This window comes from Planococcus sp. 107-1 (assembly GCF_021513255.1).
In the GTDB taxonomy this organism is placed as follows: Bacteria; Bacillota; Bacilli; order Bacillales_A; family Planococcaceae; genus Planococcus.
The window spans coordinates 102,688-123,416 of sequence record NZ_CP090977.1 but is presented as its reverse complement, the minus strand read 5'-3'; the positions used below and the strand labels follow the sequence as shown (position 1 = coordinate 123,416).

The 20,729-nt window shown below is 46.6% G+C and carries 25 protein-coding genes, 1 pseudogene and 1 riboswitch; of the genes and pseudogenes, 2 read left to right on the top strand and 24 right to left on the bottom strand.

Going from position 1 to position 20,729, the window contains the following annotated elements; genetic code table 11:
* Positions 1-6: 6 nt before the first annotated feature.
* The 12 genes and pseudogenes from L0M13_RS00760 to flgB all read right to left on the bottom strand — a co-directional run bounded on the left by L0M13_RS00760 (position 7) and on the right by flgB (position 9,618).
* Positions 7-252: a flagellar FlbD family protein gene (locus L0M13_RS00760; protein WP_397443508.1), complete on the bottom strand. Its 246-nt coding sequence runs from the start codon at positions 250-252 to the stop codon at positions 7-9.
* Between the two features lie 19 nt (positions 253-271).
* Complete coding sequence (gene flgF / locus L0M13_RS00755) at positions 272-1,048, bottom strand: flagellar basal-body rod protein FlgF (protein WP_235197876.1); 777 nt, start codon at positions 1,046-1,048, stop codon at positions 272-274.
* A gap of 30 nt (positions 1,049-1,078) precedes the next feature.
* A complete protein-coding gene (gene flgD, locus L0M13_RS00750) occupies positions 1,079-1,546 on the bottom strand; it encodes a flagellar hook assembly protein FlgD (RefSeq protein WP_235197875.1) in 468 nt (155 codons plus the stop codon).
* A 20-nt stretch (positions 1,547-1,566) separates the two neighbouring features.
* On the bottom strand, positions 1,567-2,892 hold the full coding sequence (locus L0M13_RS00745; protein ID WP_235197874.1) for a flagellar hook-length control protein FliK: 1,326 nt from the start codon (positions 2,890-2,892) through the stop codon (positions 1,567-1,569).
* Entirely contained in the window at positions 2,889-3,356 is a 468-nt protein-coding gene (gene fliJ / locus L0M13_RS00740; RefSeq protein WP_235197873.1) for a flagellar export protein FliJ, read from the bottom strand. Before fliJ ends, L0M13_RS00745 begins: the two co-directional genes overlap by 4 nt.
* Positions 3,353-4,673 (bottom strand): annotated as a pseudogene (fliI, locus tag L0M13_RS00735) (flagellar protein export ATPase FliI). The gene fliJ and the pseudogene fliI overlap by 4 nt, the downstream one beginning before the upstream one ends.
* Positions 4,654-5,451: a FliH/SctL family protein gene (locus L0M13_RS00730; RefSeq protein WP_235197872.1), complete on the bottom strand. Its 798-nt coding sequence runs from the start codon at positions 5,449-5,451 to the stop codon at positions 4,654-4,656. The pseudogene fliI and the gene L0M13_RS00730 overlap by 20 nt, the downstream one beginning before the upstream one ends.
* Complete coding sequence (gene fliG, locus L0M13_RS00725) at positions 5,444-6,457, bottom strand: flagellar motor switch protein FliG (protein ID WP_235197871.1); 1,014 nt, start codon at positions 6,455-6,457, stop codon at positions 5,444-5,446. Before fliG ends, L0M13_RS00730 begins: the two co-directional genes overlap by 8 nt.
* 11 nt (positions 6,458-6,468) lie before the next feature.
* Positions 6,469-8,109 (bottom strand): flagellar basal-body MS-ring/collar protein FliF, encoded by a 1,641-nt coding sequence (gene fliF, locus L0M13_RS00720; RefSeq protein ID WP_235197870.1) that lies wholly within the window; start codon positions 8,107-8,109, stop codon positions 6,469-6,471.
* A gap of 32 nt (positions 8,110-8,141) precedes the next feature.
* Positions 8,142-8,441, bottom strand: a complete 300-nt coding sequence (gene fliE / locus L0M13_RS00715) for a flagellar hook-basal body complex protein FliE (RefSeq protein WP_260107715.1) — start codon at positions 8,439-8,441, stop codon at positions 8,142-8,144.
* A 314-nt stretch (positions 8,442-8,755) separates the two neighbouring features.
* On the bottom strand, positions 8,756-9,211 hold the full coding sequence (gene flgC, locus L0M13_RS00710) for a flagellar basal body rod protein FlgC (RefSeq protein WP_052653900.1): 456 nt from the start codon (positions 9,209-9,211) through the stop codon (positions 8,756-8,758).
* A gap of 5 nt (positions 9,212-9,216) precedes the next feature.
* Positions 9,217-9,618 (bottom strand): flagellar basal body rod protein FlgB, encoded by a 402-nt coding sequence (gene flgB, locus L0M13_RS00705; RefSeq protein WP_235197868.1) that lies wholly within the window; start codon positions 9,616-9,618, stop codon positions 9,217-9,219.
* Positions 9,619-9,701: 83 nt separating this feature from the next.
* Positions 9,702-9,788, bottom strand: a riboswitch (cyclic di-GMP riboswitch).
* 215 nt (positions 9,789-10,003) lie between these two features.
* On the opposite strand from flgB, the gene L0M13_RS00700 reads away from it, so the two are divergent.
* Complete coding sequence (locus L0M13_RS00700; protein ID WP_235197867.1) at positions 10,004-10,858, top strand: flagellar hook-basal body protein; 855 nt, start codon at positions 10,004-10,006, stop codon at positions 10,856-10,858.
* Between the two features lie 18 nt (positions 10,859-10,876).
* Entirely contained in the window at positions 10,877-11,719 is an 843-nt protein-coding gene (locus tag L0M13_RS18420) for a flagellar hook-basal body protein (protein WP_311195599.1), read from the top strand.
* A 422-nt stretch (positions 11,720-12,141) separates the two neighbouring features.
* On the opposite strand, the gene flgL is transcribed toward L0M13_RS18420, so the two are convergent.
* The 12 genes from flgL to flaG all read right to left on the bottom strand — a co-directional run bounded on the left by flgL (position 12,142) and on the right by flaG (position 20,635).
* Positions 12,142-12,960: a flagellar hook-associated protein FlgL gene (flgL, locus tag L0M13_RS00685; protein ID WP_235197866.1), complete on the bottom strand. Its 819-nt coding sequence runs from the start codon at positions 12,958-12,960 to the stop codon at positions 12,142-12,144.
* A gap of 27 nt (positions 12,961-12,987) precedes the next feature.
* Entirely contained in the window at positions 12,988-14,199 is a 1,212-nt protein-coding gene (gene flgK, locus L0M13_RS00680) for a flagellar hook-associated protein FlgK (protein WP_235197865.1), read from the bottom strand.
* 24 nt (positions 14,200-14,223) lie between these two features.
* Positions 14,224-14,709, bottom strand: a complete 486-nt coding sequence (locus tag L0M13_RS00675; protein WP_235197864.1) for a flagellar protein FlgN — start codon at positions 14,707-14,709, stop codon at positions 14,224-14,226.
* A 28-nt stretch (positions 14,710-14,737) separates the two neighbouring features.
* A complete protein-coding gene (flgM, locus tag L0M13_RS00670; RefSeq protein ID WP_235197863.1) occupies positions 14,738-15,010 on the bottom strand; it encodes a flagellar biosynthesis anti-sigma factor FlgM in 273 nt (90 codons plus the stop codon).
* Between the two features lie 20 nt (positions 15,011-15,030).
* Complete coding sequence (locus tag L0M13_RS00665; protein WP_235197862.1) at positions 15,031-15,411, bottom strand: flagellar protein; 381 nt, start codon at positions 15,409-15,411, stop codon at positions 15,031-15,033.
* A gap of 117 nt (positions 15,412-15,528) precedes the next feature.
* A complete protein-coding gene (locus L0M13_RS00660; protein WP_235197861.1) occupies positions 15,529-15,954 on the bottom strand; it encodes a flagellar basal body-associated FliL family protein in 426 nt (141 codons plus the stop codon).
* Positions 15,955-15,971: 17 nt separating this feature from the next.
* Positions 15,972-16,745: a flagellar motor protein MotB gene (motB, locus tag L0M13_RS00655; protein WP_235197860.1), complete on the bottom strand. Its 774-nt coding sequence runs from the start codon at positions 16,743-16,745 to the stop codon at positions 15,972-15,974.
* Positions 16,735-17,532, bottom strand: a complete 798-nt coding sequence (motA, locus tag L0M13_RS00650; protein WP_235197859.1) for a flagellar motor stator protein MotA — start codon at positions 17,530-17,532, stop codon at positions 16,735-16,737. The genes motB and motA overlap by 11 nt, the downstream gene beginning before the upstream one ends.
* A 431-nt stretch (positions 17,533-17,963) precedes the next feature.
* Positions 17,964-18,341, bottom strand: coding sequence for a flagellar export chaperone FliS (gene fliS / locus L0M13_RS00645; protein ID WP_235197858.1), 378 nt, complete (start codon positions 18,339-18,341; stop codon positions 17,964-17,966).
* A 14-nt stretch (positions 18,342-18,355) separates the two neighbouring features.
* Positions 18,356-18,745 (bottom strand): flagellar protein FliT, encoded by a 390-nt coding sequence (locus L0M13_RS00640; RefSeq protein ID WP_235197857.1) that lies wholly within the window; start codon positions 18,743-18,745, stop codon positions 18,356-18,358.
* Positions 18,746-20,275 (bottom strand): flagellar filament capping protein FliD, encoded by a 1,530-nt coding sequence (gene fliD, locus L0M13_RS00635; RefSeq protein ID WP_235197856.1) that lies wholly within the window; start codon positions 20,273-20,275, stop codon positions 18,746-18,748. It abuts the gene before it with no gap.
* Positions 20,276-20,287: 12 nt separating this feature from the next.
* A complete protein-coding gene (gene flaG, locus L0M13_RS00630) occupies positions 20,288-20,635 on the bottom strand; it encodes a flagellar protein FlaG (protein ID WP_235197855.1) in 348 nt (115 codons plus the stop codon).
* Positions 20,636-20,729 lie beyond the last annotated feature (94 nt).

Below are 20,729 nucleotides of genomic sequence, written 5' to 3'. Positions count from 1 at the left end.
CTCCCTTCATTCATCCCAATTTGGATTTTGCAGACTAGGCAGAAGATTGATCTTCTGATAGTAAGCCGTCACTTTGTCGATGACTTCATCCACTGATTCCAGCACATGGATCTTCTTGCCGGAAAGCATGGTGACCACTGTATCTGGAATCGTTTCAACCCGTTCGATGTAAATCGCATTCAGCGTAAACGACGTCCGGTTCAATTTTGTCAATTTGATCATATAAGCAGCTGAGAAGGGGCATCCCCTCACTCAGCCTGTCCCTCCCAAATTAGCGTTTCAAGTTAACAACTTCTTGAAGAATTTCATCAGAAGTGGTGATTGTCCGTGAGTTTGCTTGGAATCCGCGTTGCGCTACGATCATTTCCGTAAACTCTTCCGTAAGGTCAACGTTCGACATTTCTAACATGCCGGTGCCGAGTTGTGTATTAGCTGCTGCTACTGTCTGTACAGCAGTAGATCCACCTGAAGCGTTTGTGATTTCATAAAGTGAACCGCCGACTTTATTCAACCCTGAAGGGTTTGGCGGGTTTGAAATTCCGATGTTCGCAATTAAAGTTTCAACGCCGGCTGCGTTTTTCGCATAGACTTCACCTTGACCATTGATTGTGAATGAATCATAAGTTTGCGGGTTAATGGTAATCGGACCGTTCGTTCCTACTACTTGGTATCCTTGAGAGTTGACGAGTTGGCCTGTGTTATCTAAGACAAAATTGCCTGCTCGCGTCAAAAACCGATTAGCTGCATTGTCAGGATCTTGGACAACGAAGAAACCTTCGCCCATGATCGACATATCTGTACCAACTCCAGTTGTCATTGAAGAACCTGGCGTATGGATTGTATTAACCGAAGAAGTCATTGAGCCCAATCCAACTTGCATCGGGTTCACGCCGCTGCCTGATAAGTTCTGGCTCAGCAGATCCTGGAAGTTGATTGTGCTTTTTTTGTAGCCGATTGTATTGACGTTAGCAATATTGTTTCCGATAACGTCTAATTTTGTTTGGAAGCCTTTCATACCTGAAACACCTGAATACATTGAACGCAACATGTGATTTTCCCCTTTCGAGTACCGGCTGGATCAGACGGTCTCCTGTTCATTTTTTAGGTCCGTGGCTTGTTCGATGCGTTGGATAGAACCGATTGGCAGTTTTGCGTCAAGATCTTGAAGTTCAAACACCACTTCGCCGTTTTTCATCGATACGGCTTTGATAATGCCTTCCCCTGATTTCACTTCTCCGTTTTCGGTTTGTTCATAAGAAACTTTCTTGCCGATCAAATCCGCGTAGTCGCTTAAGGATGAGTTGCCTTGGCCGCCGACGAATTTGGTCATCGTCGTGTTCAAGTTCGTCAATTGCTCAAGGCTGCTGAACTGGGCCATCTGGCCGATGAACTCGGTATCTTTCAACGGTTCAAGCGGGTTCTGGTTTTTCATTTGTGTCACCAGAATCCGCAGGAATGCGTCTTTGCCGAGCGCGTTGCTTGGCTCGGTCGCTTTTGTTGCGGCGGTAGCTTGGGTGCTTACTGAAGTTGAATTGGCTACATTCATGGAAACGCTCCTTTCTCCGGTTAAATTGTGTAGTCGACTTTCATCATTGAACCGTCTGGAGCTTGGCGGCGGCTAGTTGCGGCGGCCACTTCCTCTTCAATTCGCTGATAACCGTTTTTATTGTTCGGCGTGCCTTGCTTTTGCTGCTGATCGGAGCGCTGTTCCGGGTTCGCCGTTTGCTGTCCAAATGATTGCTCCGCGCTTTGCTGTGTGATTTCGATGCGGTCGAGATTGACGCCTTGCTGAAGCATTGTATTGCGCAGCTGGTTCAGCTGCATTTCAATCGCTTCTTTTGCCATCAAACTGCTCGTGAAAATCTGCGCTGCCACTTTGCCGTCAACTGTCGTCAACCGGATATCCAAGTGTCCGAGATGTTCAGGGAAAATGCTCACCTTGATCTGGGCGTTTTCACCAGTTCCGCTCAAGCGCATCGATCCGCGAAGCAGTCCGCTTAAGTCCTCCACTAAATTGGCCATGCGCACTACCGGCGTTTCCGCCCGAGGTGCCGGTTGAACAGCTTGTGCTTTTGCACTTTCAACCGGAGCTGCAGGAGCTTCTGTTTGCGGAGCCGACTCTACTGAAAAATTCTCTATTTCTAAGGCTTGAAAAGCAGAGGGTGTTTGAGCCATTCGCCCAGCTTCAGCTAGCGGCGGCTTAGCCGCTTCTGCAGGTAGGCCTTGGGCTTCAACATCCAGATTTAATTGAGCCAGTTGTTTCATTACTTGCTCCATCTTCTCTGACTGTTGAGAAGCAGTCGGTTTCCCGCTCACCGCTTCTGCATTTTCAAGCTCTTGGACCATTTGGGTTAATTGTTTTACTGCTTGTTCAAGCTGTTCAGGATCTGCAGAAAGAATTTCTGTTTCAACCCCCACAAATTCTCTAGGTATATCGAACTCTGTACTATCGTTATTCATCAATTGCTGGAGTTTCTGTTGAATCTGCTGCAATAAAACCGATGTTTTTTGTTGGTCTCCCGATTGTGCGGCGGGGACAACTTCTGGATTTATCGGTTTTGCTTGAATCAAATTTTGTTCTTCCAGACTTGTTTCAAGCTGTTTCACTTGAAGGGATAAGAGCTGGACCATGGCTGATAGCATTTCCTGCTGCTCAGGAGCTAATTCTTCTTCGGGCAAATCCTGAAGGGCCTCCAAGATTTCTTCCAGCTGCGCTTGGATTTCCGCCGTCGGTTCAGAGCCTGTTTCCGTTGTTTCAGCGGTAGCAGAAGCTAAAAGCTGAGAAAAGGCGCCAAGTTCTGCAGCTGTTCCTTCTGTTTTTGTTTTAGAAGCTTTTGCGGTCTGGTTGACCGCTGGTTGAAAAGATACCTTCAAGGCGTCGATCGGATTCACCTTCTTTCAGCGATATTGGATTGGGATGTGCGGTAGAAACGCGTACTGGCCAGTTCATCGAAGAAATTCTGTTCGATGATTTTATTCTGCTCATGGAACAGGTCGGCTTTATGCTGTTTCAAATTGTCCCAGGTTTTTTCTTCCTGTGCTTTTTCCTGCAAATGATTTTGGGATCTGGAGACATTGTTCTGCAGCCGCTCCAGTTCACGGTTGGAAGAAAGCAATTGCTCTTGCAGCTGGTGGATGTAATTGACAAGCATGCGGAGTTCAGAGATGTTGACGCCGTCTTCTTGCTTCTCATTTTTCATGTGTTCAGCTTCTGCAAGCTTTTGATAGATAATCGCATTGCGTTCGTATCCTGCTTCTTGTTGTTTGATGGCATCGGCCATTTGGATTTGGGCAAACCCTTTTTCATTTCCTTTTAAATCAAGGATCTTTTGAAATCGAAAGTTGAATTGTGTCACGTTTTGATTCCTCCAAATTGTGCGGTTAACCGTTCAACACTTTCATCAAGCTTGGCTTTTTCGTAGATATCCTGCTGCAGGAATTCACGGATCAGCGGATAGGAACGGATGGCATCGTCTATTTCTTTATTGGCGCCGCTCTTGTAAGCACCGATATTGATCAGGTCTTCGGAAGATTCGTATGCTGCAAGCAGCCGTTTGAATTCCACTGAAGCCTGGTTGTGTTCTTTTGTTGCGACTTCGTGCATGACACGGCTGACGCTCGACATGATATTGATCGCCGGGAACTGCCCTTTTTGGGCAATCTTCCGGTCGAGTACAATGTGGCCGTCGAGAATCCCGCGGACTGCATCGGCAATCGGTTCGTTCATATCATCACCGTCAACGAGGACGGTGTAGAATGCAGTGATCGATCCTTTGCTTGAAGTTCCGGACCGTTCCAGCAGCTTCGGCAGCAGCGCGAATACAGAAGGCGTGTAGCCTTTACTGGTCGGCGGCTCCCCTACTGCGAGGCCGACTTCACGCTGCGCCATCGCGAAACGCGTAACAGAGTCCATCATCAGCATGACGTTTTTGCCTTGGTCGCGGAAATATTCCGCAATGGCTGTCGCTGTCAATGCCCCTTTGATGCGCTGAAGCGGTGTCTGATCGGATGTCGCTGCGACGACCACAGATTTCTTCAACCCTTCAGGACCGAGGTCGCGTTCGATAAAGTCCCGGACTTCACGTCCCCGCTCACCGATCAATGCGATGACGTTGATGTCCGCTTCGGTATTTCGTGCGATCATTCCGAGCAAGGTACTTTTTCCGACGCCGCTTCCGGCAAATACGCCGATGCGCTGGCCTTGTCCGACTGTCAAGAGTCCATCAATGGCGCGGACTCCGACTTCCAAAGACTTGGTGATGCGCGCGCTTTAACGGATTCGGCGGCATGTTGTTCGTCGAATACTTCGTTAATCCGGCAGGCAATGTGCTCTCATCGAGCGGTTTGCCGGTGCCGTCCAGGATTTTCCCGAGAATGGACGGTCCTACTTTGATCTGCAGCGGAACCCCCGTTGCGACGACCAAACAGCCCGGTCCGACCTGCGAAAGATCCTGAAGCGGCATCAATAAAATCTTATTCTCTTTAAAGCCGACCACTTCCGCTTCGATCGGCCGCTCGTAATGGTTTGGGTACAAAAGACAAAGTTCACCGATTTTCGCATAAGGCCCTTTCGATTCAATCGTAAGTCCGATGACTTGAATCACTTTGCCGTGCTTTTTCACCGGTTCGATTTCTTCTAATAGCTCCAGGTACTCATCTGTGCGTTGGTTCATTATTTGTCTGCTCCTCACTATAAGCGAGTAATTGGCGTTTAATTTCTTCGAGCTGCCCGCTGACTGTGACGTCATAAGAGCCGCTCGCTGTATGAATCATGCAGCCGCCTTTTGAAAGATTGGCGACCGGAATTAATTTTAATTCGGAATCTCCGCGAATATAGGTTTTAAGTTCATCGAGGAAGGGTAACAGTATCGGGTAGTCTTCTAAAGCCACTTGCATCACGACATCTTCCGACTCTTCGAGATGCTTAAGTGCAAGCTGGACGATGTTCAATAATTGATCGTTATGCTGTTTGAGTTCTTTTTTTACGATTTTTTCAGCAATCCGGACACTCATTGATAACAGGAACGGTTCAGCCTGTTTAACGATTTTCGCTTTTTCTTCATAAGCTTGTTCGATCAGTTCTTGCATATACATACGTTTTTCCCGGTATTCTTCTGAAGCTTGAGCCATACCGGCATCAAAACCCGATTGAAAACCTTGTTCTGCCGCTTGTTCGGCCAAGTTCTTCGCTTCGATTTCAGCTTGTTCCCGCTGCGAATCACGCCAATTTGCCATCTCAAGCTGTGCTTGTTGCTGGTCAAGATTGATTTGGTTCCGCAAGTTTTCATGCTGCAATTGCAGCGATTCAATTTCCTGCAATAAACTCTGTTTTTTTTGCACGGGGTCCAATTCTGGGACCTCTATTTGGAATACCTTATTTTCAATCTTTTTTGTGCGAATAATTTTCTTTTCCAGTTTGGAAGACGGATAGGAACGAATGATATTAGACAATCATTTCCTCCCCTTCTCCGCGGGCTACTGTAATTTCACCTTTTTCTTCTAAGCTGCGAACCAAGGAAACAATATTCGTTTGGGCATTTTCGACATCTTTCAGCTTGATCGGGCCCATTGTGTCGATTTCTTCTTTGATGCTGTCTGCACGGCGCGTTGAAATATTGCGGTAGATGCCTTCTTTGACGTCTTCGTTCGCCACTTTCAATGCATACACCAAATCGATGTCCTGCACTTCGCGAATAATGCGCTGAATGGTGCGTGTATCGAGAAGAACAATATCCTCAAAGACAAACATGCGTTTCTTGATTTCTTCGACCAATTCCGGAGACTCCATTTCGAGTTCTGTCAGAATCGCTTTTTCCGTACCGCGGTCCACTTTGCTCAACACTTTGACGATGGCTTCTACGCCGCCGGTGGATGTGTAATCTTGTGAACCCGTTGCTGAAAGTTTGCGTTCTAAAATCTGTTCTACTTGATGGATCACTTCCGGAGAAGTGCTTTCCATCATGGCAATTCGCTTCGCCACTTCTGCTTGCTTAGCAGGCGGCAATTGCGAAATAATTAATGATGCCTGCTTCGGATCAAGATAAGATAAGACTAAAGCAATCGTCTGCGCATGTTCATGCTGCAAGATTGTCAAGATCTGATTGGGGTCTGCTTTTCTGGCGAAACTGAACGGTTTCACTTCCAAACGGCTCGTCAAACGGCCGATCGTTTCGAGCGCCTTATCTTTCCCGAGCGCTTTTTCCAAAATATCCCTCGCGTAATCCAAACCGCCTTCATTCATAAAATCCTGCCCAAGAATCATGCCGTAAAATTCATTGAGTACTTGTTCCGTCTGGCTGTTTTTCAACTGCCGCACATTTGAAATTTCCAAAGTCAATTGGTCGATTTCCGCCTCAGTCAGCTGCTTGAATATCTCAACAGATACTTCCGGCCCTAATCCGACCAGTAAAACGGCTACTTTCTGGACGCCGCTTAATCCTTTTGTCCGTTTAGACATGCGCCATTCTCCTATTCATCTGCCATCCATGAGCGCAACAATTTCGCGAAATCTTCCGGGCGTTCTTTAGCCAGTTTCTCAATTGTCTTACGCTTCGGATTTGATTTTGAGCCCAGTTCCGACAAATCGATCTCTTCGATTTCGTTGATTCCGCCGCCATCAAGGACTGGCTGTTCAAACATATCGAAGTCAAGATCTACATCGTCATATTCGTCGACTTTTCTTCTGCGTTTCACTAATACAACGATCAATACGATGATCAATAGCGCCATCGCTCCAGCAACTCCTAAAAGAATGCCGTCCGGGATTTTGCTCCACCATGAAGTCACTACCGGTTTTTCTTCAACAAGTTGCGGTTTCCCTTGGAATTCCGTTGCAAAAACCGATATCCGGTCGTCCAAGTCTTCTTCCGTCACTTCGGTACCGTTCATGCTTAATGCTGTCGCTACTGTGTTTTTCAATAAGTTGCTGATATCATCGATATTTTCCTGCGTCAAACTCGCAACGTTCTGCGGATTCGGAGGTTCAACTCCTACGTTTACCGTCAAATCATCAATGATATAAGGGCTTGCTTCAATCTGCCGGTTGATGCGATTGACTTCCCGGTTGATCCGCTCTTCTGTTTTTTCAGATTCGCTCGTTCCGCCTTCTCCAGCTGCCGGGTAGTTCGCAATTTCCGTATCACCGGTTCCGGTTGTTTCTTCTACAACTGCGCCTTCGCTCGAATACGACTCAACAATTCGCTCAACGCTCAAATCTATGCCTTCACCGGTTTCTGTATTGACCGGCTCCACCAAGTTTTCTTCGCGCTTTTCTTTTGTAAAGTCCACACTCGCCATAACCGATACAACCACTTTATCTTGGCCGAGCGTCATGCCGAGCATTTGCTGCAATTCGCGCTGGATGTCTTTTTCGATATCCTGCTTGATTTCTCTTTGCTGCTGATAGACAGACAAGGTGGTGTCCATCTGGCCTTCTTCTATCATTTCAAAAGCTTGTCCGTTCTGGTCCATGATGACAATTTCTTCTGCGGGCAAGCTCGGTACACTCTTGCTGATCAAGTGGTATAAGCCATTTACTTGTTTTTGGTCCAATTGAAAACCAGGATCTCCTTGAACAACAACAGAAGCTGTCGCGACTTGCTCTTCTTCAGTGATCCAGATATTTTCTTTTGGAAGTGTGATCATGACGTTCGCTTCATTCACACCGTCAATTTGTTTAATCAAACCTGCAAGTTCATTTTGCATCGCATCGCGTTCGACGACATCAAAATGGCGGTCGGTCATTCCCAAGCCCATATTTTCACTGAAAATACTGTAGTTTACGTTGCCGCTCTCTGGAATGCCATCCGCCGCTAGGCTTACTTTCAAATTAGAAACTTGTTCTGCCGGAACGCTGATCGTTTTGCTGTCTGCCGAAACTTCGACAGGAATCCCTTGCCCTTCAATGGCAGCTTTGATTTCGCCCGCCTCTGATGCGGACAGGTCAGAATAAAGAACCGCGTATTCGGTCTTGGAATTCATGAACACAAAAACAGAAATCAGCACAATTGTTGCAAAAAACGATCCTGCCACCGTCCATTTGATCGTCGGTGATAAATTGCCCCAGGACTCTTGAGCTTTGTTTTTATAACCGGTTAATTTTTCTTTCATGAATCATACATCCCTCTTCTTTGCATTAAGAATCATAATTGCATTCTCATCACTTCTTGGTAGGCTTCCACTACTTTGTTGCGGACTTGTACCGTAAGCTGCAAAGAAAGACTGGCTTTCTGAGCCGCGACCATTACTTGTGAAACATCTTCCACTTCACCGGTCACGAGCTGATTCGTTAATTTATCTGACGTGTTTTGGAGCTTATTGACTTCTTCTAATTGGTTTTTAAAAATTTCGCTAAATCCTTCTGTCTTGTTTTCAGTTTGGGGTTTTGCGATTGATTGGTTTTGGATAAAAGGGGTTTGGATCTGACTTATTTTTTCCATCATGGCCTCCGTTACGATGTGATTATATAAGTTGAACTGAATAGCTGTAACTGATATTCCACAAAACAGCTACGCTTTCCGCGGGCTCGCGCTAAGCTAACTCGGGCTATACGCCCGAGTGGATCTCAGCACTTCGCTAGTCCCGCAGGAGTCTCCGCTGTTTTGCTCCATATCAAGGTATCTTTTAGCGCCGGCGCGTCCCCGGGCTGAGCGGAGCAATAAGACGAGCGTCCTTCTCGGCTTATTGCGGGAGCTTTGCCCAGAGCGGCCGAAGCGGTGTGTAAAAGCTAATTCTTCAATTCAACTTATATTAGGTATTATTTTCCGATTTCCAATGCTTTCATGAACATGCTTTTCGAAGCGTTCATTGCAGTGACATTCGCTTCATATGAACGAGTTGCAGACATAAGGTCGACCATTTCTTTGATCGGGTCTACATTCGGTGATTGGACATAACCATTTTCATCCGCATCAGCATTGGTTGGATCGTAAGTCTGGACGAAAGGGGTTTGGTCTTCTTCAATTTTGGAAACGGCGACGCCAGAGACTTGGGAGTTCCCTTTGCTCATGGCCGATTGAAGTTGTTGTTGAAAAGGTGAGATGCCGCTTTGGGACAATTGAACTGATTTACGGCGGTAAGGAACCCATTCCCCGTTCACCAATTCAGCTCTCGTCGTATTTGCGTTTGCAATATTAGAGGATACTACGTCCATGCGCAAGCGGTTTGCCGTTAAACCTGAAGCACTAATATTCAATCCATTAAACAAGCTCATTTTACTTACCTACCTCCGTTAATAACAGTGCTTAAAGTGCTAAGTTTTCCACCAATTCGCTCTGTCAATGCATTATAGTGTAGTTGATTTTTCGCTAACTCCGCCATTTCATGATCCATATCGACGTTGTTGCCATTCGGACTATAAGAAGTGGAATTATTTTCCTTTATCCCAGGAGTAGCATTCAAAGCCCCTCCACTAAACTCGATATGTTTTGCATCGGTTTTGTAGCTAGTCATTTTTTGGTTGGCTGCTGCATTATTCAAGATCGATTGAAAATCCACTTGCTTGCTTTTGTAGTTCGGGGTATCGACATTGGCGATATTCGCTGCATGGACTTTTTGCTTTAAAGCCGATGCAGACAAGGCTTGTTCGAGTGATTGAAACGATTGAGGAAAGATATTCATCGTTCGACTCCTTTTCTTTTTATTGATTTTCATATAAAAATCCACCCTTAAGAAAAGGTGGATTTATAAAAAACCTACCATCTTTCGGCAACCCGGCTACCTTGTATCGCTGATATTTAGGCCCGTGGCTTTGCGTCCTTTTCTTTCGAGAAAGTTTGCCATTGTCGACATGATACGACTATTTTACTTAGTTATCTCGATAATAAGTACCATTTTCAAAAAATTGTACCAAATTATAGTATCATGTTTTTTTATTTTTGTATATTTTTCTCTCAAAAAAATTTTTGTACTATTTTTTCCATATTCGTGTATATTTTTGCCCCAGTCATATGGTATGCTAACGCGGTAATATTCTATCATTTTTGTACGAAAGGAAGAACCGCTTATGTTCCGTGGTTTATATACAGCCACTTCTGGAATGCTTGCCCACAACCGGCAGCAGCAAATCCTGACAAATAATTTAGCAAATGCCGCTACACCGGGTTTTAAAGAAGATCAGACCGTGCTGCGTGCATTTCCTGAGCAATTGATCAAAGCTATGGAAGCTGGAAAAGTTTCAGCGAACGGCCAAAAAGGTCCATCCTCCCAAACGACAATTGGACAGTTGAATACAGGTGTTTATGCTCAAGAAGGAATCCCTTCTTTTGCCCAAGGCGCTTTAAAAGATACAGGCAACAACACGGACTTTTCACTTATGGATGAATTGCTTCCCGTAAATCCCGAAACCCAGCAAAGAGGATCGCTCGTTTTTGCGGTTCAAGGCGAAAACGGACAAGTCCGCTATACGAAAAACGGCCAGTTTTCCGTTGGTACAGATGGATTCTTGAAAACGGCAGACGGCAATAACGTCCTTGGCCAAAACATGCAGCCGATTCCCGTTAACTCGACAGACTTCACCTTAGCAGATAATGGCCAAATTACTCTGGCAAACGGAGACGCGACAAATAGCCTATGGATTGGCTATACCGAAAATCCGCAGCAATTTGTTAAAGAAGGTCATGGTTTGCTCCGTTGGGAAGGCGCTCCGGATGCTGCACCGCAAAACGCGGAAACCGTCGCTTTATTGAATAATTCCGGTTCGTTCGTCAAGCAAGGGTTCATTGAACAGTCAAATGTAGACCTTACCCAGACGATGACGGATATGATGGCTACGTACCGCGGCTTTGAAACGAATCAAAAAGTGCTGCAAGCGTATGACCGCAGCATGGAAAAAGCAGTCAATGAAATTGGCCGCGTTTAATCTGGAGGTCTTTAAGATATGAACATTCAAATGAATTCCGCTGCTACATCCATGCGCGAACTTCAGAAAAAAGTAGACGTAATTGCAAATAATATTTCCAACGTCAACACGAACGGCTATAAACGCCAAGAAGCCAATTTCTCGGATACGCTGGTCCAATCGATCACTCGGCAAGCAGGCGCCAATAACGAAATCGGCCGCGTGACGCCGAATGGCTTGCGCGTCGGTTCAGGTGTACGCGTGACGCAGACGAGCCTTCGCAACGAACAAGGTTCGATCCAGCAAACGGATCGCCCGCTCGATTTCAGCATCCAAGGAGATTCTGCCTTTTTCCGGGTAGCTTCTGAAGGAAAAACTTTCTATACAAAAGACGGCTCTTTCCAAGTCCAACCCGTCTTGAACTCCAACCAAGTCAATCTCGTGACGTCGAACGGCGATGCAGTACTCGACAGCAACAACAACCCGATTTCTTTCGACAACGATTTCGCTTCGATTAAAGCGGATCAAAACGGCAACTTGCAAGTGACGTATAAAGACGCCGGCAAGCAGCCGACGCAAATCCAATTGAGCATCGCGGACATCAACCGTCCGAATCTGCTGGAGAAAGTCGGCGGCAACCGCTACCAGCTGCCTGGCACAGAAGCGGAACAGGTGGCGAACGGCACATTGCAGGTAGTGGACCTCAGCCAGCAGAACAATAAAAATTTCCGCATCAACCAAGGCTCTCTTGAAACGTCGAACGTTGATTTGACCGAAGAAATGACCGAACTGATTGCCACACAGCGCTTGATCCAGTCGCAAGGGAAAGCCATTTCCTTCGCTGATGACATGATGGGGCTCGTGAATACAATTCGCGGATAAATCTTAACTGCTGATTTCGCTGCAGGCGGACGCTTTCCGCGGGCACGGCTTCTGCCGCTTCCCTCGCGTTGCTCAGTCCAGTGGCTCCAGCTCGTGTCGCTCTGTCGCTTTGCTCCGTCACTGCTCCCGCAGGAGTCGCCGCCTTTCGCTTCATCTTAATTATTTATAAACTTGAAAAGTAGTTGCCCCAGCAGCTGCTTCTTTTTTTGCTTTAATTCGGGAGTGAGTTGATTTCGCGGGTGAATGAGTTGATTTCGAGTAAGTTTGGGTTGACTTCAGCTCGTATAAAGTTGATTTCGGAACCCATACAGTTGATTTCACCTAAAATCCAACTTTGAATGCAATAAAAAACTTAACAAAAAAATTACAAAACAAAAAAGCTGGATCCGTTCGATTAAGAACGGATCCAGCTTTTATTTATCTTATCTCAAGAAATCCATCAATGTCGGCTGAATGATTTTAGCCGAAGAAGCAAGGCTGGCCTGGTAGACGCTTTCTTCACTCTTCAAGCGAATCATCGCTTCTGCGTAATCGACATCTTCAATGCTCGATAGCATTTTTTTCAGCTGTAAATTGTTGTCGAGCAAGCGGTTTTCAAAAGCTTCCACTCGGTTTGCACGCGCTCCGATTTCGGATTGGACGCCTAGCAGTTTATTGAAGCCGGTGTCGACATCTTTCAAGTCAACTTCCACGCCGCTCTCGATATTCACTGCCCAATCCTTCACCGATTGGATTAGCTGATCACCAGTTCCAAACAAAGCTTCTTTTGACGTAGTCGCTTTGATCGTGATGCCATTGCTGATGGTGAATTCTTTCTCTCCACCCACAGCTGCAGCGAATAAATCTTGGCCATTCACTTTCGCTTTTGAAAACTCTTCAAGCTGGTTTGCCAGCTCTTTGATTTCCGCCGCGATTGTCGCCCGGTCTTCCGGTGCCAATGTTCCGTTGTTGCCGTTAACCGCCAGTTCACGGACACGCTGCATAACGTCTGTCATTTTGCCGATTGTCTGGTCGGTTTCATCGAGCAGCAGATTGGCTGTATCGATATTTTTTTCATATTGTCCATTTGCGGCAAGTGAACTTTTCAAGCTCATCGCTTGGCTCACGCCATTCGGGTTATCCGAGGGAAGCTCAAGCATTTTGCCGGACGCCACTTGGCTATTCGTTTTTTCAAAGCGGCTCAAATTCTGTCCCATGTTGCGGACCGAATTTTGATGCAGCATTTGTTGAGTGACTCTCATCGCAATCTACCTCCGTTGCTTAAAACCTTAATTCGCCATGCGGTTAATGATGGTGTCGAGCATTTCATCTGTCGTTGTGATAAAACGGGCAGCCGCACTGTATGCGTGCTGGAACATGATCAAGTTCGCCATTTCCTCGTCGATGGAAACCCCAACCACTGATTGGCGGCGGTTGTCTGTTGCGAGCAATGCGGATTCATGGTTTGCTACGGTGTTCATCGCCGTCTGACTTTGCGCACCGAGCTTGCTGACAAGTGCGCGGAAGTCGCCTTGAGCCGCTTCAAGATCTGCTTCATTCAAAGTGGTTGCATCAATCGTCGTACCCACTGTTAAGTTCGTGATGAAATCAGCACCGGCAATTCCTTTTGATGCGAATAAATTCCCATTCGCTGCAGCGAATTTTTCAACTGTTGAATTTAACTCTGTTTGATATCCGTCTGCGATTTCAAGTGACTTCTGAATCCCAGCCAATTTCCCGCCAGGAACTTCTGCGTCCGCTTTCAATGTCAGTTCACCATCTGCACTCGTGTCGAACACGTCCGGCAATGTGACTTCCGCTGTCCCGTCTTTCATATCCTTCACGGTCACCGGCACAATCTCCGAAAGCTTGCCAATCAATACATCCCGCTTGTCCTGTAAGTCATTCGATAAGTTGCCGCTTTTCTTAATGCTCGCGTTCAACTGATCGATTTGCTTCATTAAGCTGCCGGCTTCTTCTAGCGCCGCCGTTTGCTGCGATTCAAGATCCGCAGTAATATTCCCCATTGATTTATTCATCGCTTGAGCTGTTTCCACAAACGCTTCTGCACGTTCTTTCAACACAGCTTGAGCCGATGCGTCGCTCGGATTGTTCTGCACATCCTGCCACGCTGCACTCAACCCGTCCATCGCGGCGTTCAATCCGGTTGTGCTCGGTTCATTGATCGCCACTTCAAGGCGGCCGAGTGTTTCCTGCCGTACTTTCCATTCGCCGAGTGTCGACGATTGGTCGCGGTGCTGCGCATCCAGAAAGCGGTCTCTTACACGGATGATCGAGTCAACTTGAGCTCCGGTTCCAAGCTGGCTGGTTTGGCCATTTGTCCAGATATCCAATGACGGCGTCGAGCTGGAGTTCACTTTTTGGCGTGAATAGCCTTCTGTGTTGGCGTTGGCGATATTGTGGCCCGTTGTGGTGATATTCGTTTGGGCGACAGATAAGCCGCGCTTTCCTAGCTCTAGTCCATGAAATGTTGAAACCATGTAATTCCCTGCTTTCTGGCACGTTTACGCTTTTGTATCGAAAAAGCCGCGGTTGCCGGTTTGTGATTTTGGTTGGCCCATTGGCGATTGGTAATTGAAGTTTTGCTGTTTCGTTTTTGTGACTTGATCGATCATGTGCTGCACAAAGCTCATCGAATCGATCAGGAGCCGCTCATTGATCTTATTCTTCGCTTGCAGTTCGACCAGCAATTCCTGCAAGGTTTCGATCTGCGTCTGCAATCTCTTTTTCATGATTTCGTCCGGAAGCTGTGCGACAAACTCACTGAACGTCAGGTCCGGATGTTCTTTCCGAAGTTCTTCCGCCAGTTGTTCGCGCTCGTTTTCAGCCTGGTTCAGCTGTTTGACAAGCTTCGCTTCCTCTTTTACCAATCCATTCAGCTCATCGACTTTGCGCTCGATCAAAACAATCCGTTTCTGTTCCGCAAAGTCCAGGAGCTGCTTCTGGATGCCGATTAATTCTTCTAGCGTCGCGGCTAATGATGTAAGCATTCGACACCCTCCTCTTTAAAGCAGCGTTCTACTTGTCATACCAGAAATCAAAGACGCTTTCAGCCACTTTCGAACTGTTGACTTCGTATTCGCCTGATTGGATCTGGAGTTTCAAAGCATTGATTTTTTCTTGTCTGTCCATGTCTACCCCTGTGTTCTTCTCAAACATCTCTTTTGCCCGGTTTGAGATCTGCACTTCGTCTTCCTTCTGGATCGGCTTTGACCGTTCCACCGGAGAGACCTGCATCTGTTTTTGATAAGATTGAATAAAGGAAGAACCATTTGTTTTATCGATATTCATTCCTTCACCGCCCTGTTCGTTTATTTGTCCTGCTTGACCTGCCAGTACTTTCCTGCCCGCTCCTGCGGCTTTCTACCGATCTCGTCTGCGAGTTTATCCCGCTTCAGCGTCCGGCTGATTTCCGATGAAAACTGCTCGTAACAGGAATTGCACAGCACTTGCCTTTTGATCACTGTACCACAATGTGCACACGGGTAACCCAAGTTCGGGAAATCCTCCCCGTAAATGCGCCCGTCGCGAATAAAATCGGCAATCCTCTTTTCAGAGACATCCGTCGCTTCGCTCAGCTCTTCGAGTGTTGCCTCGCGGTTTGCTTCGTCTTTTATGAAGGCATCGACTTTTTTGAAATCCGCCTCGATTTCCTTGTAGCAATCCAAGCAAAAATCAGTATAGGATTTCAAATAAAGCCTGCCGCAAAGTACACAATTTTCCAATTGATTTGAGTGCACATCCATCACCTGGTGCTTTCTATTATTTATATCGGCATCCCCGCCAAAATGTTTAGTCCAAATTTAATTTTATTGCAATTTAAATTCAGTCACAAGCACGCGCTCCACTTTGCCTTCGGTGATGGTCTCGCTCAACTTCGTTTTCAGCTGCGTCTCAAGCATCGCGATGCCTTCTTTGCCAACCAATTCTTCTTTCGTGAATCCGGCTACAGTTGAAATAATCGCTGCCCGCACTTCAGCTGTGCGCTTTTCCGTTGCTTCTTTTGCTTTCTTGCTGTTCAGCTGGATATTAAACTGGACTACAGCGTAGTTCTCGCCATTGGCTAAGTTTGTCGTGATGATATCCGTGTCGATGCTCATTTCCACCAACTCTTCAGCTGACAGCTTTTTCTCCGTCTCCGCTTCAGCAGCAGGGCTCTTCAAATAATACATCGCACCTCCGCCAAGGACCACGACCGCGATCAATAAAATAACCAACACTTTCATTTTCCCCATGGTGCACCTCTATCTTGTTAAATTTCTTCGCCGTACGGGGAAATCAACACTTCCACGCGGCGGTTTTCTGCACGGCCTTCCAGTGTATCATTCGACGTGATCGGCCGGTATTCGCCGTAGCCGGTCGCACTGAATGTACGCGGATCGAGCTTATCGTTTTCAAGAAGGATCTTCATGAAATTGATGGCGCGTTCTGAACTCAGTTCCCAGTTGGACGGATAATCATCGGTCTGGACCGGCACATTGTCGGTATGGCCTTCAATATAGATATTCCGCGGCAAATCGGTAATCAAAAGTTCCGCGATTTCAGCCGCCATTTTCTCAGCGTTTTCTGTAATTTCAGCGCTTCCGGAAGGATACAAGACGCCTTCTTTAATCGTCAAAAGCAAGCCCTTTCCGGTAAGTTCCGTCTCTAGCCTAGTCGACAGCCCTTTTTCTTTGATGTACGCTTCAATCTTTTCACGCACTTCCCCGAGCTCTTTGAAATCCTGCTCCAAAGCGATTTCTTCAGGCGTTTTCGGCCCTTCATCGTCTCCCGGTTCGTCTTCCCCGAGATCCGCCAATTTCGAAGTTGTATCCGGTGTCTCAACCGGCGCTTGGTTTTCCAGGATGCCCGTGCCGCCTTGCAATTCTTTATTGAACGACTGCGAGATTTCCTGGAACTTCTGCGAGTTCACTTCACTTGCAGCGAATAAAACAATGAACAGTGCGAGAAGCAGCGTCAAAATATCGGCGTAAGGGATCAACCACGACTCATCGACATGATCTTCATGCTTTTTCTTACGCTTCAACCTGACCACCCACTTTTTCCGGTTCTTTCAAGACACGGTCTTTCGCCGGCAAATACGTCAATAATTTCTCTTCCACAGTGCGAACCGGCAAGCCTTCCTGTACGGCAAGCAAACCTTCCAGCATGATCATTTTCATCTTCGCTTCCTGTTCGGATTTGCGTTTCAGCTTATTCGCAAATGGATGCCAAAGCACGTAACCCGTGAAAATCCCGAACAGCGTCGCAATAAATGCCGCTGAAATCGACTTCCCAAGAAGTGCAATATCGTCCAAGTGACCAAGTGCCGAAACGAGGCCGATTACCGCTCCCAAAACTCCAAGCGTCGGTGCGTACGTGCCCGCTTGCGAGAAAATCTTCGCGCCCACTTCATGACGTTCTTCCATTGCCGCAATTTCCTCTTCCATCAAGCTGCGGATGTATTCTTGCGGCTGCCCGTCAACGACCATTTTCAAGCCGCGCTGCAAAAATGGATCTTCCACTTCTTCTGCGCGCTCTTCCAAAGCGAGTAAGCCTTCTTTTCGCGCCAATAATGCCCATTCCGTAAACGTCGGAATCATTTCCTTGATCGGAATGATTTTCGGGCCGCCGAACAGCACTTTGAACAATCCCGGAACGTTTTTCAATTCATCCATCGGGAACGCGACCATGACCGCGGCGATTGTTCCGCCGAAGATGATGACCAACGCCGCCGGATTATATAAAGCGACCGGATCTGATCCCTTAAGAATCATCCCGCCGACCAATACGACAAAGCCAAGTATTACGCCTATCCATGATGTCTTATCCACACCAAAAACCTCATTTCACTCGTTAAAAAGTATGTTTTCTACCCCTGCTGTGCCTGCTTTTGAGTTTTTTCTATTTCTGTCAGAACTAACTAGTTTGATTAGCTGATATTCCGCAAAACAGCTCCGCTTTTCAAAACTTGTGCTCCTGCATCGCTGCGCTAGCTTCGTCGCAAAGACTTGCCCTCGCAGGCTTCGGTCAACTCTTGGCTTGCGCCGAACTAACTCGGGCTAACGCCCAAGTGGATTTCGGCACTTCGCTATCCCACGGGAGTCTTCGCTGTTTTGCTCCATATCAAGAAATTTCTTAGCGCCGGCGCGTCCAAGGGCTAGACGAAGCAATAAGACGAGTGTTCTTCTCGGCTTATTGCGGGAGTCATGCCCAAAGCGACCGGTGCGGTTATAAAGGATTATTTTTATTCAATTTCATAAAATCAGCTGTTCTTCACAAGCCCCATAACCTGTTTCCATGTGTCGCGAAGCTCTACCATCAAGCTTTCAACTTCTTCTAAAATTGCCAAATCGTTTTTCGTATTCGCTTCGATCAAGCGCGTGTACATGTATTCGTATAATTGTTCCATATTCTTTGAAATCTCAGCGTCTGGATCCAAAGTCACGCGTAGTTCCTGCGTGATGTTCTGCGCTTTGATGATGTTCGTGTTCTTTTCCTGGAAATTGTTATCCGCCATCGCTTTTTTCGCGAGTTTCATGAATTTCAAACTGCCGTTATAAAGCATCAAGGTCAATTCCTGCGGGGATGCCGTCATCACCGAGTTTTGCTGATACGCCTGATAAGGATTAATCGTTGCCATCGTCGTTCCCCCTCTTACTTCCGTATATCTAAAAACGTCCCGTCCGCCGGCGTGCTTTGGTAAGCGCCGCGGTATTTCTTGGACATCTGTTTCGTTTGGTTGATGCGGTTCATCTGGTTCGTGAATGCTTGGTGCAAGCTGTTCATGAGTGGATTCAATTCGAGCTCCGCCGCCTGTAAGCTCTTCACCATTTCTTTGCCTTCAACGGACCAGTTGAACTCCGCTCCGTTTTTCGAAGCTTCCATGCGGTCAATCACTTCTTGCCGCCTGTCGAATAAAATCTGGACTTCCACCAAGTCTTCTGTTTGATTATCGTCCATCTTGGAACCGATCGTTTTCGCTTTTGCAAGGATTGCTTCTGTCAATTCCAGAAGCTCCTGCAAATTCTCATGCTGCTTGTCCATTTACATCATTCCTAAGCTTTGTGAAATCCATGAACTTTGCGAGTTCATCTGGCTGATGGCTTTTTCCATCGCCGTGAACTGCTTCCAGTAGCGGTCTTCGATTTTTTCTAAGCGTGTCTGCCAGCGGCTGATCTCTTCGTCCATCTGTTTGATGTATTTTGTGATTTGGCTATTATCGACCAAACTTGTCGGGCTGCCCGCTTTATCGCTTAGTTTTTTCACGACATTATTCAAAGCATCATAAACACGTCCGCCGACACCGACGTTTTTATCATCAACCCGGTTCGTAAAGAGCGCCATCACCTGGTCAGGCTTGTCCGTCAACGCTTTTTTCAATTTATCTTCATCAATGAACAGCTTTCCGCCTTCAGACCATGTTCCGGTATTGATGCCGATTTGCGATAGCATGTTGATGCTGCCTGCAGGCATGCCCGCAACCGGACTTGTAAACGACTGGCGCAATTCCTGCATGGCGTTTCTTAAAATCGGATCGTTCCGAAGCAAGCCGCTGCGCGCCTTTTCTTCCCATAATTCAATTTCGTTGTCTGTCATTTCTTTCTTTTGTTCCGCAGAAAGCGGCTGGAAATCCGGGTAGCGTTTTTCAACTAATTGCTTTTCGATGTCCGCAATTGTTTCATTGTATTTATCAATAAAGCCTTTGATTTTATCGAAAGTTTTTGTTGGATCTGCTTGGACGGTGATGGTCGAAGTACCCGTTTCTACAAGGTTTAACGTTAGACCGTTTATTGTTGTTTTATTAGATGTCAGATTATCGACGGTAATGCCGTCGAACTTTACAGAACCGTTTGAAGCAGCTTTCATGAAAGTGTTTGTAGCTGCAGTACTTGTTGAAAAGTTTGTAATGACTGCATTCCCATTTGCCGCATCTTTAGCATTAATGACTTGCCCCGCCAGTTCCGGCGTACTGAAGTTCATCGTGAAGTTCTGATCTCCACCCATGCCTTTTGTCGAGATGAAAAAGCTTGAAGTCGTATTATCAAAACTCATCCGCAACTCAGGAACTTTTGCAGCCGTCGCTTCTTGGACTTTTTTCGCTACTTGTTCATACGTGTCAGTAGCTAAGATCGGTACAACAATGTCGGTTGCCGTTGCGCCCGACCCTTTAATGGTGATGCTTCCAGCCGTACCGATTGCATCGGTCGACTTTGCTGAAACAGCTGAATTAGTGAAACTTTTAATCGGCGCCGCTGAATTGATTTTCGCACCCGCTGCTAAGCTAATTACTTCTACCTTATAAGAACCGCTGACCGACAGTGCAGTTGTTTCCGGCGTCACACTACTTCCTGTAGCAGTCGAGCTGTATGAATTAAACGAACTTTGAAGACGCATATCACTCGCCAGTGTCCGCAAGTTTGACAGCGATAAGTTCACATCGCGGTAAGCATCTTTCTGCCATTCCGTGAACGCTTTTTGCTGCGTTAATTTATCTTGCGGCAATTTTTGTGCTGCCATCATTTCTTTTACTAAGGAATCTGTGTCGATTCCGGATGCTAATCCACCAATACGCATGAGGCTCACTCCTTACAGTTTTTCGTCTACTAGCAATCCTGCGAATTCGGCCATCGAGGCATACATATCGAGGAATTTCTTATTCGGGATTTCTTTGATCACTTCGTCGGTGATCGTATCGATGACTTGGACGTAATACTCGCCCAGTTCGTCATGGAATTGGAATTTAACAGATGTATTCGTCGGCTCAAGGAAATCATTCATGCCTTCCACTTTTTCGATAAGTTTTTCTTTTGTGACGGGCATTGTTTTCTCGATTTCAAACTCCGCTGTTTTTTCTTTCGGCTGAGCAGCGGATACAACTGCTGCTTCAGGCGTCTTTACTGGAATATAAACTACTGGTGGCTGCTTCACTTCCATGGTTAACTCTCCCTTTACCGTTCTATTAGCTGTTCGGTTGAGTTAGGAAAGCGCGCTCGAACCGTCACCTATCTATAGTAGTTATCGGCAGATG

Excerpts from the sequence above, each read along its gene's own strand:
- flgF (WP_235197876.1), bottom strand. The coding sequence starts at position 1,048 with ATGTTGCGTTCAATGTATTCAGGTGTTTCAGGTATGAAAGGCTTCCAA.
- flgD (WP_235197875.1), bottom strand. The coding sequence starts at position 1,546 with ATGAATGTAGCCAATTCAACTTCAGTAAGCACCCAAGCTACCGCCGCA.
- fliG (WP_235197871.1), bottom strand. The coding sequence starts at position 6,457 with ATGTCTAAACGGACAAAAGGATTAAGCGGCGTCCAGAAAGTAGCCGTT.
- fliF (WP_235197870.1), bottom strand. The coding sequence starts at position 8,109 with ATGAAAGAAAAATTAACCGGTTATAAAAACAAAGCTCAAGAGTCCTGG.
- fliE (WP_260107715.1), bottom strand. The coding sequence starts at position 8,441 with ATGATGGAAAAAATAAGTCAGATCCAAACCCCTTTTATCCAAAACCAA.
- flgC (WP_052653900.1), bottom strand. The coding sequence starts at position 9,211 with ATGAGCTTGTTTAATGGATTGAATATTAGTGCTTCAGGTTTAACGGCA.
- flgB (WP_235197868.1), bottom strand. The coding sequence starts at position 9,618 with ATGAATATCTTTCCTCAATCGTTTCAATCACTCGAACAAGCCTTGTCT.
- L0M13_RS00700 (WP_235197867.1), top strand. The coding sequence starts at position 10,004 with ATGTTCCGTGGTTTATATACAGCCACTTCTGGAATGCTTGCCCACAAC.
- L0M13_RS18420 (WP_311195599.1), top strand. The coding sequence starts at position 10,877 with ATGAACATTCAAATGAATTCCGCTGCTACATCCATGCGCGAACTTCAG.
- flgL (WP_235197866.1), bottom strand. The coding sequence starts at position 12,960 with ATGAGAGTCACTCAACAAATGCTGCATCAAAATTCGGTCCGCAACATG.
- flgK (WP_235197865.1), bottom strand. The coding sequence starts at position 14,199 with ATGGTTTCAACATTTCATGGACTAGAGCTAGGAAAGCGCGGCTTATCT.
- L0M13_RS00675 (WP_235197864.1), bottom strand. The coding sequence starts at position 14,709 with ATGCTTACATCATTAGCCGCGACGCTAGAAGAATTAATCGGCATCCAG.
- flgM (WP_235197863.1), bottom strand. The coding sequence starts at position 15,010 with ATGAATATCGATAAAACAAATGGTTCTTCCTTTATTCAATCTTATCAA.
- L0M13_RS00660 (WP_235197861.1), bottom strand. The coding sequence starts at position 15,954 with ATGGGGAAAATGAAAGTGTTGGTTATTTTATTGATCGCGGTCGTGGTC.
- fliS (WP_235197858.1), bottom strand. The coding sequence starts at position 18,341 with ATGGCAACGATTAATCCTTATCAGGCGTATCAGCAAAACTCGGTGATG.
- L0M13_RS00640 (WP_235197857.1), bottom strand. The coding sequence starts at position 18,745 with ATGGACAAGCAGCATGAGAATTTGCAGGAGCTTCTGGAATTGACAGAA.
- fliD (WP_235197856.1), bottom strand. The coding sequence starts at position 20,275 with ATGCGTATTGGTGGATTAGCATCCGGAATCGACACAGATTCCTTAGTA.
- flaG (WP_235197855.1), bottom strand. The coding sequence starts at position 20,635 with ATGGAAGTGAAGCAGCCACCAGTAGTTTATATTCCAGTAAAGACGCCT.